The 15,571-nt window shown below is 62.5% G+C and carries 14 protein-coding genes; 8 read left to right on the top strand and 6 right to left on the bottom strand.

The features are described from left to right. Position 1 precedes the first annotated feature (1 nt). The 6 genes from JZ00_RS13150 (at position 2) to JZ00_RS13125 (ending at position 4,917) form a co-directional block, all read left to right on the top strand. Positions 2–664, top strand: a complete 663-nt coding sequence (locus tag JZ00_RS13150; RefSeq protein ID WP_039589484.1) for an amino acid ABC transporter permease — start codon at positions 2–4, stop codon at positions 662–664. Continuing rightward, a complete protein-coding gene (locus JZ00_RS13145; protein ID WP_039589486.1) occupies positions 661–1,449 on the top strand; it encodes an amino acid ABC transporter ATP-binding protein in 789 nt (262 codons plus the stop codon). The genes JZ00_RS13150 and JZ00_RS13145 overlap by 4 nt, the downstream gene beginning before the upstream one ends. Before the next feature lie 25 nt (positions 1,450–1,474). Next, the gene (locus tag JZ00_RS13140; protein ID WP_039589488.1) at positions 1,475–1,861 is read left to right on the top strand and encodes a RidA family protein; all 387 of its coding nucleotides are present in this window, start codon (positions 1,475–1,477) and stop codon (positions 1,859–1,861) included. A 74-nt stretch (positions 1,862–1,935) separates the two neighbouring features. Beyond that, positions 1,936–2,700 carry an IclR family transcriptional regulator gene (locus tag JZ00_RS13135; protein WP_039589490.1) on the top strand — a complete coding sequence of 255 codons (765 nt, stop codon included), beginning with the start codon at positions 1,936–1,938 and terminating at the stop codon, positions 2,698–2,700. Between the two features lie 30 nt (positions 2,701–2,730). Next, positions 2,731–3,948, top strand: coding sequence for an amino acid deaminase (locus tag JZ00_RS13130; protein ID WP_039589492.1), 1,218 nt, complete (start codon positions 2,731–2,733; stop codon positions 3,946–3,948). Positions 3,949–4,002: 54 nt separating this feature from the next. Then, positions 4,003–4,917 (top strand): sugar kinase, encoded by a 915-nt coding sequence (locus tag JZ00_RS13125; RefSeq protein ID WP_039589495.1) that lies wholly within the window; start codon positions 4,003–4,005, stop codon positions 4,915–4,917. A gap of 55 nt (positions 4,918–4,972) precedes the next feature. Here the strand turns inward: JZ00_RS13125 and JZ00_RS13120 are convergent, their stop codons facing one another. Continuing rightward, the gene (locus JZ00_RS13120; RefSeq protein ID WP_019690952.1) at positions 4,973–5,248 is read right to left on the bottom strand and encodes a peptidylprolyl isomerase; all 276 of its coding nucleotides are present in this window, start codon (positions 5,246–5,248) and stop codon (positions 4,973–4,975) included. A 48-nt stretch (positions 5,249–5,296) separates the two neighbouring features. Continuing rightward, positions 5,297–7,834, bottom strand: a complete 2,538-nt coding sequence (locus JZ00_RS13115) for a PAS domain-containing protein (RefSeq protein WP_039589500.1) — start codon at positions 7,832–7,834, stop codon at positions 5,297–5,299. A 132-nt stretch (positions 7,835–7,966) separates the two neighbouring features. On the opposite strand from JZ00_RS13115, the gene JZ00_RS13110 reads away from it, so the two are divergent. Further along, complete coding sequence (locus JZ00_RS13110; protein ID WP_039590036.1) at positions 7,967–9,082, top strand: PilT/PilU family type 4a pilus ATPase; 1,116 nt, start codon at positions 7,967–7,969, stop codon at positions 9,080–9,082. A gap of 38 nt (positions 9,083–9,120) precedes the next feature. Here JZ00_RS13110 and JZ00_RS13105 read toward each other — a convergent pair whose 3' ends face one another. The 4 genes from JZ00_RS13105 to JZ00_RS13090 all read right to left on the bottom strand — a co-directional run bounded on the left by JZ00_RS13105 (position 9,121) and on the right by JZ00_RS13090 (position 15,071). Next, positions 9,121–11,076, bottom strand: a complete 1,956-nt coding sequence (locus JZ00_RS13105) for an acetoacetate--CoA ligase (protein ID WP_039589502.1) — start codon at positions 11,074–11,076, stop codon at positions 9,121–9,123. Between the two features lie 100 nt (positions 11,077–11,176). Then, positions 11,177–11,953: a 3-hydroxybutyrate dehydrogenase gene (gene hbdH, locus JZ00_RS13100; protein ID WP_039589503.1), complete on the bottom strand. Its 777-nt coding sequence runs from the start codon at positions 11,951–11,953 to the stop codon at positions 11,177–11,179. 7 nt (positions 11,954–11,960) lie between these two features. Further along, positions 11,961–13,352: a GntP family permease gene (locus JZ00_RS13095; protein WP_039589505.1), complete on the bottom strand. Its 1,392-nt coding sequence runs from the start codon at positions 13,350–13,352 to the stop codon at positions 11,961–11,963. 303 nt (positions 13,353–13,655) lie between these two features. Beyond that, positions 13,656–15,071 carry a sigma-54 interaction domain-containing protein gene (locus JZ00_RS13090; protein ID WP_039589507.1) on the bottom strand — a complete coding sequence of 472 codons (1,416 nt, stop codon included), beginning with the start codon at positions 15,069–15,071 and terminating at the stop codon, positions 13,656–13,658. 164 nt (positions 15,072–15,235) lie between these two features. On the opposite strand from JZ00_RS13090, the gene JZ00_RS13085 reads away from it, so the two are divergent. Continuing rightward, positions 15,236–15,451 (top strand): TIGR02450 family Trp-rich protein, encoded by a 216-nt coding sequence (locus JZ00_RS13085; protein ID WP_039589509.1) that lies wholly within the window; start codon positions 15,236–15,238, stop codon positions 15,449–15,451. Positions 15,452–15,571: the final 120 nt, after the last annotated feature.

Genomic DNA, 15,571 nt, shown 5'->3' with positions numbered 1-15,571 from the left:
CATGTACGAATCCCCCAGTTGGCTACATGAGTTATGGGTCGCCCGGGACACCTTGTGGAACGGCTTCCTGACCAGCGTGCAATGTTCGGTGCTGGCGATTGTGCTGGGCACCTTGATCGGTGTTGTCGCCGGATTGGCCCTGACATACGGGCGAGTCTGGATGCGCGCGCCGTTTCGTTTCTATGTCGACCTGATTCGCGGAACACCGGTGTTCGTGCTGGTGCTGGCCTGCTTCTACATGGCCCCGGCCCTGGGCTGGAAGATCGGTGCGTTCCAGGCCGGGGTGCTGGGCCTTACGCTGTTCTGCGGCTCCCACGTGGCCGAGATCGTGCGCGGTGCCTTGCAGGCGTTGCCCCGTGGGCAGATGGAGGCGAGCCAGGCCATCGGCCTGACGTTCTACCAGGCGCTGAGCTACGTGCTGTTGCCCCAGGCGCTGCGGCAGATCCTGCCAACCTGGGTCAATTCCTCCACCGAAATCGTCAAGGCCTCGACCTTGCTGTCGGTGATCGGCGTCGCCGAGCTGCTGCTCAGCACACAGCAGATCATCGCCCGGAATTTCATGACCCTGGAGTTCTACCTGTTCGCCGGGTTTCTCTTTTTCATCATCAACTACGCCATCGAGTTGCTCGGGCGGCGCATTGAAAAGCGGGTGGCCTTGCCATGACTGACGTTCCCCTCAACAACGCCCAACCGCTGCTGGACATTCGCGGCCTGCGCAAACAATACGGTCCGCTGGAAGTGCTCAAGGGCGTGGACCTGAGCATGCAGCGCGGCAATGTGGTCACGCTGATCGGCTCCAGTGGCTCGGGCAAGACCACGCTGCTGCGTTGCGTGAACATGCTGGAAGAGTTCCAGGGCGGCCAGATCGTGCTCGACGGCGAGTCCATCGGTTATGACGAGGTGGACGGCAAGCGTGTGCGTCACCCCGAGAAAGTCATCGCCCGGCACCGGGCAATGACCGGCATGGCGTTCCAGCAATTCAATCTGTTCCCGCACCTGAGCGCGTTGCAGAACGTCACCTTGGGCCTGCTCAAGGTGAAAAAACTGCCCAAGGAAGAAGCCGTCGCCCTGGCCGAAAAATGGCTGGAGCGGGTTGGCCTGCTGGAACGGCGCAATCACTTTCCCGGTCAGTTGTCCGGCGGTCAGCAGCAGCGCGTGGCGATTGCCCGGGCGATTGCGATGAACCCGAGCCTGATGCTGTTTGACGAAGTGACGTCTGCGCTCGATCCGGAGCTGGTCGGCGAGGTTTTGAATGTGATCAAGGGCTTGGCCGAAGACGGCATGACCATGCTGCTGGTGACCCATGAGATGCGCTTCGCCTTCGAGGTCTCGGACAAGATTGTCTTCATGAACCAAGGCCGTATCGAAGAGCAGGGACCGCCGAAGGAACTGTTCGAGCGACCGCAGTCGCCGCGCCTGGCGGAATTCCTCAAGAACACCCGTTTTTAATTTTATATTCAACAAGGAGAGACCCATGAGCATTACGCGCTACGGCACCGGCAGCACCGCAGGTGGCGGACAGCCACGACCCTTCGCCCGCGCCGTGGAGGCCGATGGCTGGCTGCACGTGTCCGGCCAGGTGCCGGCAGTGAGCGGCGAAATCATCGTTGGTGGCATCGTCGAACAGACCCACCAGACCATGAAGAACCTGATCGCCATTCTCGAAGAAGCCGGTTATGGCCTGGAAGACGTCGTGCGCTGCGGTGTCTGGCTGGAGGACCCGCGGGACTTCTGGAGTTTCAACAAGGTCTTCGGCGAATATTTCAGCCCGGAACACGCCCCGGCCCGGGCGTGTGTGCAGGCGAGCATGATGGTCGATTGCAAGGTCGAGATCGATTGTGTGGCCTACAAGAAGAAGTGATCCCCCGCCACAAGGAGCTGTGACCAGCTTGCAGTCTGGGTACACTCGCGGCCAATTGAATGGGAACCAAAGACATGACCGAAGACACCATCAAACGCCGGGCCCGGGGATTGGATCGGGCGTTCGATATTCTCGATTTCCTCAAGGAAATCGGCCAGCCGCTGCGCCCCAACGATATCGCCAGCGGCATCGGCAGCCCCAAGTCCACGGTCTATGAACTGGTGGCGTCGCTGCTGGAGCGGCGCATCCTGGAGCCGGTGGGCAAGGACGGCCACGTGTACCTGGGTCGCCAGTTGTATTTCCTCGGCCAGGCGCACTTGCGGCATTTCGACCTGAGTCGCGAGGCTGACCAGGCCTTGCAGGACATCGTGCGCCAGACCCGGGAAACGGCGCAGATGTGCCTGCTCAACGGGCGCAAATACACGGTCGCGCTGATGAAGGAAGGCGAGCGGCACTTCCGCATTTCCTCGGACATCGGTGAAAACGCGCCGATTCCCTGGACCGCGTCCGGGCGCCTGCTGCTGACGCATTTGAGCGACCAGCAAATCGTCGACCTGATAGACCCTGACGACTTCATCCTGCCGGACGGCGAGCGCCTGCCCCTGGAGCAATTTCTCAAGGAAATCCGCCAGGCCGGTCTCGACGGGTTTTTCTCGTTCGACAGCGTCGCCGACACCTTCACCCACTGCTTTGCGGCACCGGTCAAAGACCCCAGCGGCGTAGCCATCGCGACGCTGTGCATCGTCGCCCCCAGAGCGGACGCCAAGAACAATTACGCCGACTACCGCCGGGTGCTGATCGAAAGCGCCAACAACCTGGCCCGGCGCATCAACGAATAGAACAGCCGCGGCTGTTTGAGGAGTTCGAACATGTCTTCTGCCATTGAAAACACGGGCGTCGAGAAGGGCGCCGCTGCCGTGGGCGCTCATTTGCTGCGGGACGTCAGCCTGCCTGCGTTGGTGCTGCATCGCGAGGCGCTGGAACACAACATCCGCTGGATGCAGAAATTCGTCAGTGACAGCGGTGCCGAGCTGGCGCCCCACGGCAAGACCAGCATGACCCCGGCGCTGTTCCGTCGCCAGGTCGACGCCGGCGCCTGGGGCCTGACCCTCGCCACGGCGGTACAGACCCGTGCCGCGTACGCCCATGGCGTGCGGCGGGTGCTGATGGCCAACCAACTGGTCGGCACACCCAACATGGCGCTGATCGCCGATCTGCTGGCCGACCCGGCGTTTGAATTCCATTGCATGGTCGATCATCCGGACAATGTCGCTGACCTGGGCGCCTATTTCGCCTCTCGTGGCGTGCGGCTCAACGTGATGATCGAGTACGGCGTCGTCGGCGGTCGTTGCGGTTGCCGGACCGAAGCCGAGGTATTGGCGCTGGCCGAGGCCATCGGCGCACAACCGGCGCTCGCCTTGACCGGCATCGAGGGCTACGAAGGGGTGATTCACGGCGACCACGCCATCAGTGGAATTCGTCAATTCGCCGCATCCCTGGTGGGGCTGGCGATGCAGTTGCAGGACAGCGGCGCGTTTGCGATCGCCAAGCCAATCATCACTGCCTCGGGTTCGGCCTGGTACGACCTGATCGCCGAATCCTTCGAAGCTCGCAATGCCCAGGGACGTTTCCTCAGCGTGCTGCGCCCCGGCAGTTACGTGGCCCATGACCATGGCATCTACAAGGACGCCCAGTGCTGCGTGCTGGAACGCCGTAGCGACCTGCACGAAGGCCTGCGCCCGGCCCTGGAAGTCTGGGCCCACGTGCAATCGCTGCCGGAGCCGGGCTTCGCGGTGATCGCCCTGGGCAAGCGCGACGTCGCCTACGACGCCGGGTTGCCGGTGCCACTCAAGCGCTACAAGCCGGGATCGGATTCGGTGACGGGCGATGACGTCAGCAGTTGCAAGGTGACGGCGGTGATGGACCAGCATGCGTTCATGACCGTGGCGCCGGGGGTTGAGCTGCGGGTGGGCGACGTCATTGCGTTTGGGACTTCCCACCCGTGCCTGACGTTCGACAAGTGGCGGGTGGGGTGTCTGGTGGATGAGCAGTTGCGGGTGGTTGAAAGCATGGAAACCTGTTTCTAAGGCTTGGGACCGGGTTGAGCCCTTCGCGAACACTGCTGAATATCAGGATTACCCATGAGCAACACTAAACCCCGCATCGCCCTGATCGGCGAATGCATGATCGAATTGCAACACCGCGCCGACGGCAGCCTGCAGCAAAGCTTCGGCGGAGATACCCTGAACACGGCGGTGTACCTGTCCCGCGCCTTGGGCGACAAGGGCATGGTGGATTACGTCACCGCCCTGGGCGACGACTCTTTCAGCGATGCCATGTGCCGCAGTTGGGCTGAAGAAAACATAGGCCTGGACAGGGTCCAGCGTTTGCCCGGGCGCCTGCCGGGTCTGTATTGCATCCAGACCGATGCGGCCGGTGAGCGGCGCTTCCTGTACTGGCGCAACGAGGCTGCGGTACGCGAGTGCTTCACCACGCCGGCCGCCGCGCCGATCCTCGCCGCGTTGCCGGATTACGAAGTGCTGTATTTCAGCGGCATCACCCTGGCGGTGATTGGCGAGCAGGGTCGGCGCAGACTCATCGAGACCTTGATCGAGGCGCGGCGACGGGGTGCCCAAGTGGTGTTCGACAACAACTACCGGCCACGGCTCTGGGCTTCGGTCGAGGCGGCCCGGACGGCCTATCGCAGCGTGTTGCCCTACGTCGAGCTGGCGTTGCTGACGGTAGATGACGAACAGGCGCTGTTCGGCCATGCCGACAGTGACGCCGTGTTCGCGGCCTATGGGCAACTCGGTACGCCGGAGGTGGTGCTCAAGCGCGGTGCCGAGGCCTGCCTGATTCGTTGTGATGGGCAGTTCTATGAGGTGCCGGCCCAACGGGTCGAGCGCGTGGTGGATACGACCGCGGCGGGGGACTCGTTCAGCGCCGCCTACCTGGCGAGCCGCTTGTTGGGCGGTAGCCCGGCGGAGGCGGCCGAGGCCGGGCATTGGCTGGCGAGTCAGGTTATCCAGGTGCCGGGGGCGTTGATACCCAGGTAATCATCGGATGGCTGTGCGAGAGGGCAAGCTCCCTCGCACAGGGGCCATCATCGCTTCAATCCCGGTAAAACACCTGCACCAGGTGATACCCGAACTTGCTCTTGATCGGCCCGTGCACCACCCGCAGCGGTTTCTTGAAAATCACCGCGTCGATGGCGCCAACCATTTGCCCTGGCCGCACTTCGCCCAGGTCGCCGCCGCGCTTGCCGGAGGGGCAGGTGGAGTATTTCTTTGCCAATACGTCGAATGCTTCGCCTTTGGCGATGCGTTGCTTGAGCTGTTCGGCTTCTTCGGCGGTTTTCACCAGGATATGGCGGGCTTGGGCTTTCATTGCGGCACAGACCTGAACGGGGCGAAAGGGCGGCGATTATGCCTCAAGTCAGTGGTCATGGTTGATCATCGTCCGAATCTTGTTCGCCAGCAGGTCCAGGGTGAAAGGCTTCGCGACCATGTCCATGCCCCGGTCCAGGAATCCTTGGCGTTCGGTGGCTTTCTGCGCATAGCCGGTCATGAACAGCACCTTCAAATCGGGCCGGTGCTGACGGGCGATTTCCGCTAATTGCCGGCCATTCATGCCCGGCAGGCCGACATCAGTCACCAGCAGGTCGATGCGTCGCTCGGACTCCAGTAGAACCAGGGCCTGCTTGGCGTCCTCGGCTTCGAGGGCGGTGTAGCCCAAGGTGGCGAGCAGGTCGAGTACCAGCATGCGCACAGCCGGTTCGTCTTCCACCAGCAACACGGTTTCCCCGGCGATGGCTGCCGGTGCATCGGTGGCCGAGGGTTCCGTGTCCTGTTCAGCCGGCGCGACGTGCAGGCGCGGCAGGTACAGCTGCACCCGCGTGCCTTGGCCCGGGACGCTGTCCAGGCTCAGGTGACCGCCGGATTGCTGCGCGAAGCCGTAGATCATCGACAACCCGAGGCCGGTGCCCTGGCCGATGGGCTTGGTGGTGAAGAACGGGTCGAAGGCTTTTGCCAACACGGCAGGGGTCATGCCGCTGCCGTTGTCGCGCACCGCGATCATCACGTAGTCGCCAGCCTTGACTGGCTCCAGCGTGCTGATGTCGCTGCCGTCGAGGTAGACGTTGGCGGTTTCGATGGTCAAATCGCCGCCGTCGGGCATCGCGTCCCGGGCATTGATGACCAGATTGAGCAGGGCGTTTTCCAATTGGCTGGCATCGGTACTGACCGGCCACAACTCGCCGGCCAGTTGCAGTCGCAACACAATGTGATCGCCAGTGGTGCGGCTCAGCAGGTCTTCGAGCGAATGCACCAGTGTGTTGGCGTCCAACGGCTTGCGGTCCAGCGACTGGCGTCGGGAGAAAGCCAGCAGGCGGTGGGTCAGGGCGGCGGCGCGATTGGCCGAGGAAATGGCAGCCTCGGTAAAGCGGCCGATTTCGGCGGCGCGACCCGAGGCGATGTAGCGCTGCATCAGGTCCAGGCTGCCGAGGATGCCGGTGAGCATGTTGTTGAAGTCGTGGGCGATACCGCCGGTGAGCTGGCCCACGGCTTCCATTTTTTGCGCATGGCGCAGCGCCTCTTCGGCGCGTTCGCGTTCGAACATTTCGCTTTGCAGGCGGTGGTTGGCTTCGGCGAGCTGTTGGGTGCGGGCGATCACCCGTTCTTCCAGGGTTTCGTTGAGGTGGCGCAGGGCTTCCTCGGTTTTCTTGCGTTCGGTCTCGTCGATCACAAAAATGTAGAAGCCGTTCACCGACCCGTCACCGCTACGACGTGGCAGGTAGTTGATCAACGCATGGCGCGGCCGGCCGTCGCGGTGGGCGGACTCCACGGTGAAGCTGCACGGTTTGCCCGCCAGGGCGCCGGCGATCTGTTCGGCTCGGGCGGCGTAGGCCTCGTCGCCGATGACTTCGCGGATGGTCTTGCCATAGAGCTCTTGCGGGGTCAGCCCGTACCAAGCCAGGTAGGCACTGTTGTTCAGCCGGAAACGTTCCTCGCGATCAACGTAGCTGATCAGCACCGGCATGGCATTGATGATCAGCTGCAGCTCGGTCTGGCTCTGGCGCAGGGCCTGTTCGGTGCGTTTGCGTTCGGTCAGGTCCAACGCCGCCCCGAGAAAGCGTTTGGGCCGGCCATGGCGATCCTTGTAGCAGCGCCCGCGCACGAACACCCAGCGCAACTCGCCGTTGGGCTGCAGCAGCCGGTACTCCTCTGCGTATTCGGTGCCATGGGTGATGCAATGCTTGATGCTGCGCGCGACCATCGCCCGATCTTCTGGATGGACGCCTTCGAGATAGGCGCTGATGGGCAACTGGCGCGACAGGTTCGGGTCGACGCCATGGAGCAAGGCAAAATGCGCGTCGGCGATGAAGCGATCCTCGCTGATGTCCCAATCCCAGGTGCCCAGCGCATCGGTGGCCGCCAGGGCCAGTTGCAGGCGTTCTTCGCTTTCCTGCTGGGCCTTGAGGCTGGCCTCGGAGCGCCGTAAGAATTCCTGGGCCAGGCGTCGCCGCTCGCCGGTCTCGATGGCCGTGACCAGGACACCGGCCACGCTGCCGCTTTCGTCGTGCACCGGGCTGTAGGTCAGGTCCAGCCAGACATCACAGAGGCGGCCCCCAAAGGGCATGCGCCATTGTTGGTCGCGGCAGGTGCGCGTCCGACCTTGCAACACGCTGCGATAGATCCCTTCGGTTTCGCCGCGAAGTTCGGGCCAGGCGGCGTGGGTGGGCTGGCCAAACACCCTGGGGTGCTTGTCGCCGACCAACCGGGCATAAGCGTCGTTGTACAAGTGGACCAGCTGTGGCCCCCACAGCACGGCCATCGGCATCGGCGAATGGACCACGATGTCCACGGCGGTGCGCAGGCTCTGGGGCCATGTCTCTTTGATGCCCAGCGGGCTGGAGGTCCAGTCCAGACGGGCGATCAACTGCTGTGTGTCGCTGCTGGCAGGTACTGCATTCATCACGGGAATCCCTGGATGTCATGTCGATGCTGCGGCTTCAACTATCCTTTGAAGAAGGTAAGCGCGGGTTGATCTGAAGTTTTCTGGCTCGGGTCAGCGTGTCCATTGAAGTTTTCGGAAGTTTTTATGGCCATGGAAATTGATCCTTTATTACGAATCCTGGCAAGCCAGGACGGCTCCGACCTCTACATGTCCACCGGTGCACCGCCCTGCGCGCGTTTCGAAGGTGTGCTCAAGCCGCTGAGCAACCAGGCGTTCAAGGTCGGCGATATCGCCGGGCTTGCCGAGTCATTGATGGACGCCGAACAGCGCCTTGAGTTCGATCGGGAACTGGAAATGAACCTGGCGATTTCCTTGGCGGGGGTCGGACGGTTCCGCGTCAACATCTTCAAGCAGCGCAATGACGTGTCGATGGTCATACGCAACGTCAAGCTGGATATTCCACGCTTCGAAGACCTGAAGTTACCGAAGGTGCTGCTGGAAACCATCATGCACAAGCAAGGGCTGATGCTGTTCGTCGGCGCCACGGGCTCGGGCAAATCGACGTCCCTGGCGGCGCTGATCGATTACCGAAACCGCAACAGCAGCGGCCACATCATCACCATCGAGGACCCGGTGGAATATATTCACCGGCACAAGAAATCCATCGTCAACCAGCGAGAGGTCGGCGTGGATACCCGCAGTTTCCATGCTGCCCTCAAGAACACTTTGCGCCAGGCGCCTGACGTGGTGCTGATCGGTGAAATCCGCGACCGCGAGACCATGGAACACGCGTTGGCCTTCGCTGACACCGGCCACTTGGTGATTTCCACCTTGCATGCCCACAACGCCAACCAGGCCCTGGACCGGGTGATCAATTTTTTCCCGGAAGAACGCCGGCCGCAACTGCTGCAGGATCTGGGCAACAACCTCAAGGCGTTCGTCTCCCAGCGCCTGGTGCGCACCCGCGCCGGCCAGCGGCGGGCGGCGGTGGAAGTGATGCTTGGCTCGCCCACGGTGGCCGACCTGATCCGGCGCAACGAGCTGGGCGAGCTCAAGGGCATTATGGAAAAGTCCGAAGAACTGGGGATGCAGACGTTCGACCAGGCATTGTTCAATCTGGTGGTGGAAGGTGCGATCGACGAAGAAGAAGCGCTGAAAAACGCGGACTCGGCGAACAATTTACGCTTGCGGCTGAAGTTGCATGCGGAGTCGGGCGCGGCGCCACCGGCTGAGCCGGCGGCGGGGGAGTGGGGGCTTATGGATTGATCGTCGGGCGCCCCTCGCCACAAAGTTGCAAGGTGCGCTCAGCTCGCAAGCTCTACCCGTCCGCGAAACTGTTCCAACGCCTCGGGGTTAGCCAGCGCATCGGTGTTCTTCACCGGCTCGCCGTGCACCACGTTGCGTACAGCCAGCTCCACGACCTTGCCGCTGATGGTCCGCGGAATATCGCTCACCGCGAGGATCTTCGCCGGCACGTGGCGTGGCGTCGTGTTGGCACGGATGACCTGGCGGATCTTCTGTTCCAAGGCGTCGTCCAGCGCCACGCCTTCACGCAGGCGCACGAACAGCACCACCCTCACGTCATTCAGCCATTGCTGGCCGATGGCGACGCTGTCCAGGACCTCTTCGACTTTTTCCACCTGTCGATAGATTTCTGCCGTGCCGATGCGCACGCCACCGGGGTTGAGCACCGCGTCGGAGCGTCCGTGGATCAGGAAGCCGCCGTGGGGCAGCTCTTCGGCATAGTCGCCCTGGGCCCAGACGCCCGGGAACTGGCTGAAGTAGGAGGCGCGAAGTTTTTCCTGGTGCGGATCATTCCACAGTCCGATGGGCATCGCTGGAAAATGCCGGGTGCAGACCAGCTCGCCCTTTTCACCCACCACCGCTTCGCCGGCAGGGTTCCAGACCTGCACCGCCATGCCCAGGCTCTTGCCCTGCATTTCGCCGCGACGCACGGGAGCCAGCGGATTGCCGTTGACGAAGCACGACACGATGTCGGTGCCGCCGGACATCGAGGCCAGGCACACGTCGGCCTTGAAGTCGCGGTAGACATAATCGTAACTGTGGGGTGCCAGGGCTGAGCCGGTGGACAGGATGGTCCTCAGGCTGCCCAGGTCGTGGGTCTGGCGTGGCTTGATGCCTTGGCTTTCCAGGGCGGCTAGGTATTTGGGGCTGGTGCCGAACACGCTGATGCCTTGTCGGTCGATCAGGTCGAGCAGGCGCTCCGGGCCGGGGTGGAACGGCGAGCCGTCATACAGCACCACCGCGCTGCCCACGGCCAGCGCCGACACCAGCCAATTCCACATCATCCAGCCGCAGGTGGTGTAGTAGAACAGCCGGTCTTCGGGGCCCAGGTCCACGTGCAAACCGTGTTCCTTGGCGTGTTGCAGCAGCACGCCACCGGTGCCGTGGACGATGCACTTCGGCACGCCGGTGGTGCCGCTGGAATACAGGATGTACAGCGGATGATCGAACGGAACGGGGCTGAACACCGGCTCGCCGCCGCGTTGGTAAAAACCGTCCCACAGCGCTACGCGGGCCGGGGTCTTGAAATCCTCGGCGCGCGCATCGGGTTGGGCGTAGGGCAGCACGATCAACTGCTGCAATGATGGAAGCCGTTCGAGGATTTCGTTGACCTTGGGCCGCTGGTCGATGGTTTTCCCGGCATAGCGATAACCGGCGCAGGTGATCAAGACCTTGGGCTCGATCTGGCCGAACCGGTCGATCACCCCTTGAGTGCCGAAGTCCGGCGACGAGCATGACCAGATGGCGCCCAGGCTGGTGGTGGCGAGCATGCCCACCAGCGTTTGCCAGGTGTTTGGCATGCAGGCGGCGACCCGATCGCCCCGGGTCACGCCGGCGGCTTGCAGGCTCTTTTGCAGGCCGGCGACATGGGCGGCGAGATCCGCCCAGGTGAGCTTTTCTTCAGCGCCAATTTCGTCGACTGCAACCACCGCCACGGCGTTATCGCGGCGGCGCAACAAGTGTTCGGCAAAATTCAGCGTTGCCCCTGGAAACCAGCGGGCACTGGGCATTTGCGTGCCCTCTGCCAGCACCTCGGTGGGCGCCTGGTGAAAGTGGATTCCAGAGAAGTCGACGATGGCCTGCCAGAAGGCTTCGCGCTGCTCGATGCTCCAGGCGTGCAGGGCGGGGTAACCGTTCAGGCGCAGTGAATGCCGTTGGTTGATGAATCGGCGGAAGGCGTCCATTCGCGACTGGGCGATGCGTTCAGGGCTGGGTTGCCAGAGAATGTCGGACATGGTTTGCCTCTTGTTTTGGGGCTTACAAATAGTTCAGCACAAGGCGCTGGATGTGGCGAGGGAGCAAGCTCCCTCTGCACAAAAGCTCGGGATCGCGGCGTTATTGAGCCAACCACCCCCCATCAATATTCCACGCCGCGCCCCGCACCTGGCTCCCGGCTTCGCTGCACAGGAACAGCACCAGTTCCCCCAGTTGCGGCGGGGTGACGAAATCCAGGGAGGGTTGTTTCTCGGCCAGCAAATCATGTTGGGCCTGTTGCGGGTCCACGCCGGTGGCGATGCGGTCGTCGATCTGCTTCTGCACCAGCGGCGTCAGCACCCAGCCCGGGCAGATGGCGTTGCAGGTCACGTTGCTGGTGGCGGTTTCCAGGCCGACCACCTTGGTCAGGCCAATGACTCCATGCTTGGCCGCGACGTACGCCGCCTTGCCCACCGAACCGACCTGGCCATGCACCGAAGCGATATTGACGATCCGCCCCCAGCCTTTGGCGCGCATGCCCGGCAGGCTCAGGCGAGTGGCGTGGAACACCGAGGACAGGTTGATGGCGATGATCGAATCCCAGCGCTCCACCGGAAAATCCTCCACGGCGGCTACGTGCTGGATCCCGGCGTTGTTCACCAGGATATCGACCCCGCCGAATTCGCGCTCGGCGTAGGCGAGCATGTCGGCGATCTGCGCCGGGTCGCTGACATCGGCCGGATGATGGCCGACTTTGATGCCGTGTTGCGCGACTTCGGCGACCACCGCCGACGCATCGCCAAAGCCGTTGAGGATCAGGTTGGCGCCGGCCTTGGCCAGGCTCAGGGCGATGCCCAGGCCGATGCCGCTGGTGGAGCCGGTGACCAGGGCAGTCTTGCCCGAAAGAGTGGTTGTCATGGGAACCTCACACAATGCCAGTGGCGTAGAACACACCGATCACGAAGAACACCGCGAGGGTCTTGATCAGCGTAATGCAGAAAATGTCTTTGTAGGCTTCGCGGTGGGTCAGCCCGGTCACCGCCAGCAAAGTGATGACCGCGCCGTTGTGGGGCAGGGTGTCCATGCCGCCGCTGGCCATGGCCGCTACCCGGTGCAGCACTTCCAGCGGGATATTGGCGGCGTTGGCGGCGCTGATGAAAGTTTGCGACATCGCCGCCAGGGCGATGCTCATGCCGCCCGACGCGGAGCCGGTGATGCCAGCCAGCAGCGTCACGGTAACGGCTTCATTGACCAGTGGATTGGGGATGTTCTTGAGCCAGTCGGCCAACACCAGGAAGCCCGGCAAGGAGGCGATCACTGCCCCGAAACCGTATTCCGAAGCGGTGTTCATGGCCGCGAGCAACGCACCGCCCACCGCGCTCTTGCTGCCTTCGGCCAGCTTGCTGCGAATGGCCCGGAAACCGAACAGCAGCACCATGACGATGCCCACCAGCAATGCCGCTTGCACGGCCCAGATCGCGGTGAGCTTGGCGATGTCACTGGTCACCGGTGCCGCCATGCCTGGCAGGGCCAGGCTATGGGTCTTGCCATACCACTGGGGGATCCACTGGGTGAACAGCAGGTTCATGACGCCCACGGCCAGCAGCGGGGAAACGGCGATCCAGGGGTTGGGCAGCTTGATGTCTTCAGCGGTTTCCGGCTCGTTGCGCAGCTCCGTGCCGTAGCCTTCACCCGTGCGCTGGGCCTTGTTGCGTTGGCGCTGCAAGAACAGCATGCCGAAGCAGAACACGAAGATCGTACCGATCACGCCCAGCCACGGCGCCGCCCAGGCAGTGGTGTTGAAGAAAGTGCTGGGGATGATGTTCTGGATCTGCGGCGTGCCGGGCAGGGCGTCCATGGTGAATGAGAACGCACCGAGGGCGATGGTGGCCGGGATCAACCGCTTGGGAATGTTGCTCTGGCGGAACATCTCGGCCGCGAATGGATAGACCGCGAAGACCACCACGAACAGCGACACGCCGCCATACGTCAATACCGCGCAGACCAGCACGATCACCAGCATGGCCTGGCGCGTGCCCAGCAGGCGAATCGCCGCCGCGACGATGGAGCGGGAAAACCCCGACAGCTCGATCAGCTTGCCAAACACGGCGCCGAGCAGGAACACCGGGAAATACAGTTTGATGAAGCCGACCATTTTGTCCATGAACACCCCGGTGAACGCAGGGGCGACGGCGGACGGGTCCGTGAGCAGGACCGCGCCGAGGGCGGCGATGGGGGCGAAGAGGATAACGCTATAGCCACGGTAGGCGGCAACCATCAGCAGCGTGAGGGCTGCCAAGGCAATGATCACACTCATGGTGTGTCTCCTGGATTGTTATTTTTGTGGGTGATGCGGTGGAGAGGGCTATAGCGAGTTTTGTGCCAGATAGGTAACTGATTGAAATATAAGGGGATTATCTTGCGTTGTAAGACGAGTTCGATAGTTTCGTCTCTCTTTTGAGATTTATATCGAGTCTGCTGGCCTCATCGCGAGCAGGCTTGCTTACGCATGTAATCTCAGCGTCAGGAAAAATGCCAATGCCTGTGGGCACGAGCTTGCTCGCGACAGGCGCGACAGCGCTTCAAAAAGCATGTCCCTGTTCGGAGATATCGAGTCTCTTTATTGAGACTCCACAATCCCCAACGCCACCATCTTCTTGTACAGCGTCGACCTTCCCAGTCCCAACCGCTGCGCCGCCTCGATCACCCGCCCACCGCATTGCGCGAGGGTGGTTTCGATCAGATGCCGGTCAAATCGGGCCCGGGCCTGGCTGAATGTTTCCTGGGGCAACGGCTCCAGGCTGGGGCTCGCCGCGCGCGCAACGGGCATAAAAGTGCCAATGGCGGCACGCATATCGGCGGCGGTGAGCACCAAATCGTCACTGAGCAACGCGGCCCGTTCCAGCACGTTGCGCAACTCCCTGATGTTGCCCGGCCAGGCGTGCTGGCCCAGCAGGTCGAGGGCGTCGTGGTTCAGTTCGTGCTGGCTGCGCAGTTCTTCCAGAATCGCCTCGCTCAAGGCCGGCAGGTCGTCCAGACGTTCGCGCAGCGGCGGGACCTGGATCGGCAAGACGTTGAGGCGGTAGTACAAATCCGCGCGGAACTCGCCGCGCTGGATTGCCGCCTCGAGGTTGGTGGAGGTCGCGGCGATGACCCGGACATCGCTTTGCAGCACTTCGTTGGAGCCTACAGGTTCGTATTCCTTTTCTTGCAGCACGCGCAGCAGCTTGCTTTGCAACGGCAGTGGCATGTCGCCGATTTCGTCGAGGAACAACGTGCCGCCCTGGGCGATTTGCAGTTTGCCGGCGCGGCCCTTGCGGTCGGCTCCGGTAAAGGCGCCGGGTGCGGTGCCGAAGAACTCGGCTTCCAGCAAGGACTCGGGAATGGCGGCGCTGTTGATACTGACAAACGCCTTGTGGGCACGTGGCGAAGCACCATGGATCGCCTGGGCCAGCAGCTCCTTGCCGGTGCCGGTTTCGCCGAGCAGCAACACGGGGGAATCGGTGCTGGCGCTGCGTCGGGCACGGCGCTTGACTTCGAGCCCCGCAGCGCTGGTGCCAATGAAATGGGCAAAGTTGTACTTGGTCTGCCGTGCCCGCAACAGTGAGCGGGTAGAAGCCAGTTCTTCCTGCATGCTCAGGTAGCGCTTGAGCATCGGCGACAGGCTGCGCAGCTCATCGAACAGGGCAAAACCGATGGCGCCGATCACCGCGCCGGCGCTGTCGTGGATCGGCAGGCGCATCACCACCAGCGGTTCCTTGGGCGTGTCCTGCATGTCCAGCAGGATCGGCCGCCCGGTGCGCACCACTTCACGCAAAAGGCTGCCCGGGATGACACTTTCACAGGCCCGGCCGATGGCCTCTTGCGCCGAATTGAGGCCGAAGCGACGTGCGTAGCGTTCGTTCATCCAGACGATGTTTGCATCGCGGTCGACGATCACCGTGCCTTCGCTGGACTGCTCGATGATCTCGAACAACGAGCGGATCGCCAGCGTGCGCACGCGCTTGTAATCCTTGAGGCTTTCGGTGGGGTTCATCGGCCATTTCCAGGAAAGGATGGCTTGCAGTAGGCAGCCGGTCGTTCGGCCGCATTATGCCGGGGCAGGCAGGCTGATCAACACTCCCTTCTGACGCGACGTGGTTTGACCGGCAATAAACTTGTACAGTTGCATGAATATGTACATGAAATCGCGAGCGCTCCATGAACAAGTTTAATCCTCGAAAGCTCAAGCTTTCCAAATGGACGGCGTGTGAGCCGGTCAACCGAGAGAAGCATTTCCTGGTCATCCAGTTGCTTTGCGATGAGTTGGGGGCGCCGGTCCAGGTCGAGTTGCAGGCCGTTCACAGCGCGCGTACCGAGCTTTTGGACTGGCAGGCGCTGCGGGACAGCAGGCGTTGGAAGATGGGTTGGAAATGATTCCGACAACCGTGGACAAAGCATGATCTGCGACTTGTACAAAAACAAAAAACTGTACAAGTTTTGAAAAGTGATGGCTTAATAGTGTCCAGCCAAGGTCGCGGCCTTCAGGCGGACCAT

This window comes from Pseudomonas frederiksbergensis (genome assembly GCF_000802155.2).
GTDB lineage: Bacteria > Pseudomonadota > Gammaproteobacteria > Pseudomonadales > Pseudomonadaceae > Aquipseudomonas > Aquipseudomonas frederiksbergensis_A.
The sequence above is the reverse complement of the archived record's forward strand: the minus strand, read 5'-3'. Positions and strand labels throughout refer to the sequence as shown.

What these genes read in the sequence shown, in the direction of transcription:
- JZ00_RS13130 (WP_039589492.1), top strand. Translation starts at nt 2,731, where the DNA reads ATGTCTTCTGCCATTGAAAACACGGGCGTCGAGAAGGGCGCCGCTGCC.
- JZ00_RS13095 (WP_039589505.1), bottom strand. Translation starts at nt 13,352, where the DNA reads ATGAGTGTGATCATTGCCTTGGCAGCCCTCACGCTGCTGATGGTTGCC.
- JZ00_RS13150 (WP_039589484.1), top strand. Translation starts at nt 2, where the DNA reads ATGTACGAATCCCCCAGTTGGCTACATGAGTTATGGGTCGCCCGGGAC.
- JZ00_RS13115 (WP_039589500.1), bottom strand. Translation starts at nt 7,834, where the DNA reads ATGAATGCAGTACCTGCCAGCAGCGACACACAGCAGTTGATCGCCCGT.
- hbdH (WP_039589503.1), bottom strand. Translation starts at nt 11,953, where the DNA reads ATGACAACCACTCTTTCGGGCAAGACTGCCCTGGTCACCGGCTCCACC.
- JZ00_RS13105 (WP_039589502.1), bottom strand. Translation starts at nt 11,076, where the DNA reads ATGTCCGACATTCTCTGGCAACCCAGCCCTGAACGCATCGCCCAGTCG.
- JZ00_RS13145 (WP_039589486.1), top strand. Translation starts at nt 661, where the DNA reads ATGACTGACGTTCCCCTCAACAACGCCCAACCGCTGCTGGACATTCGC.
- JZ00_RS13120 (WP_019690952.1), bottom strand. Translation starts at nt 5,248, where the DNA reads ATGAAAGCCCAAGCCCGCCATATCCTGGTGAAAACCGCCGAAGAAGCC.
- JZ00_RS13090 (WP_039589507.1), bottom strand. Translation starts at nt 15,071, where the DNA reads ATGAACCCCACCGAAAGCCTCAAGGATTACAAGCGCGTGCGCACGCTG.
- JZ00_RS13110 (WP_039590036.1), top strand. Translation starts at nt 7,967, where the DNA reads ATGGAAATTGATCCTTTATTACGAATCCTGGCAAGCCAGGACGGCTCC.
- JZ00_RS13125 (WP_039589495.1), top strand. Translation starts at nt 4,003, where the DNA reads ATGAGCAACACTAAACCCCGCATCGCCCTGATCGGCGAATGCATGATC.
- JZ00_RS13140 (WP_039589488.1), top strand. Translation starts at nt 1,475, where the DNA reads ATGAGCATTACGCGCTACGGCACCGGCAGCACCGCAGGTGGCGGACAG.
- JZ00_RS13135 (WP_039589490.1), top strand. Translation starts at nt 1,936, where the DNA reads ATGACCGAAGACACCATCAAACGCCGGGCCCGGGGATTGGATCGGGCG.
- JZ00_RS13085 (WP_039589509.1), top strand. Translation starts at nt 15,236, where the DNA reads ATGAACAAGTTTAATCCTCGAAAGCTCAAGCTTTCCAAATGGACGGCG.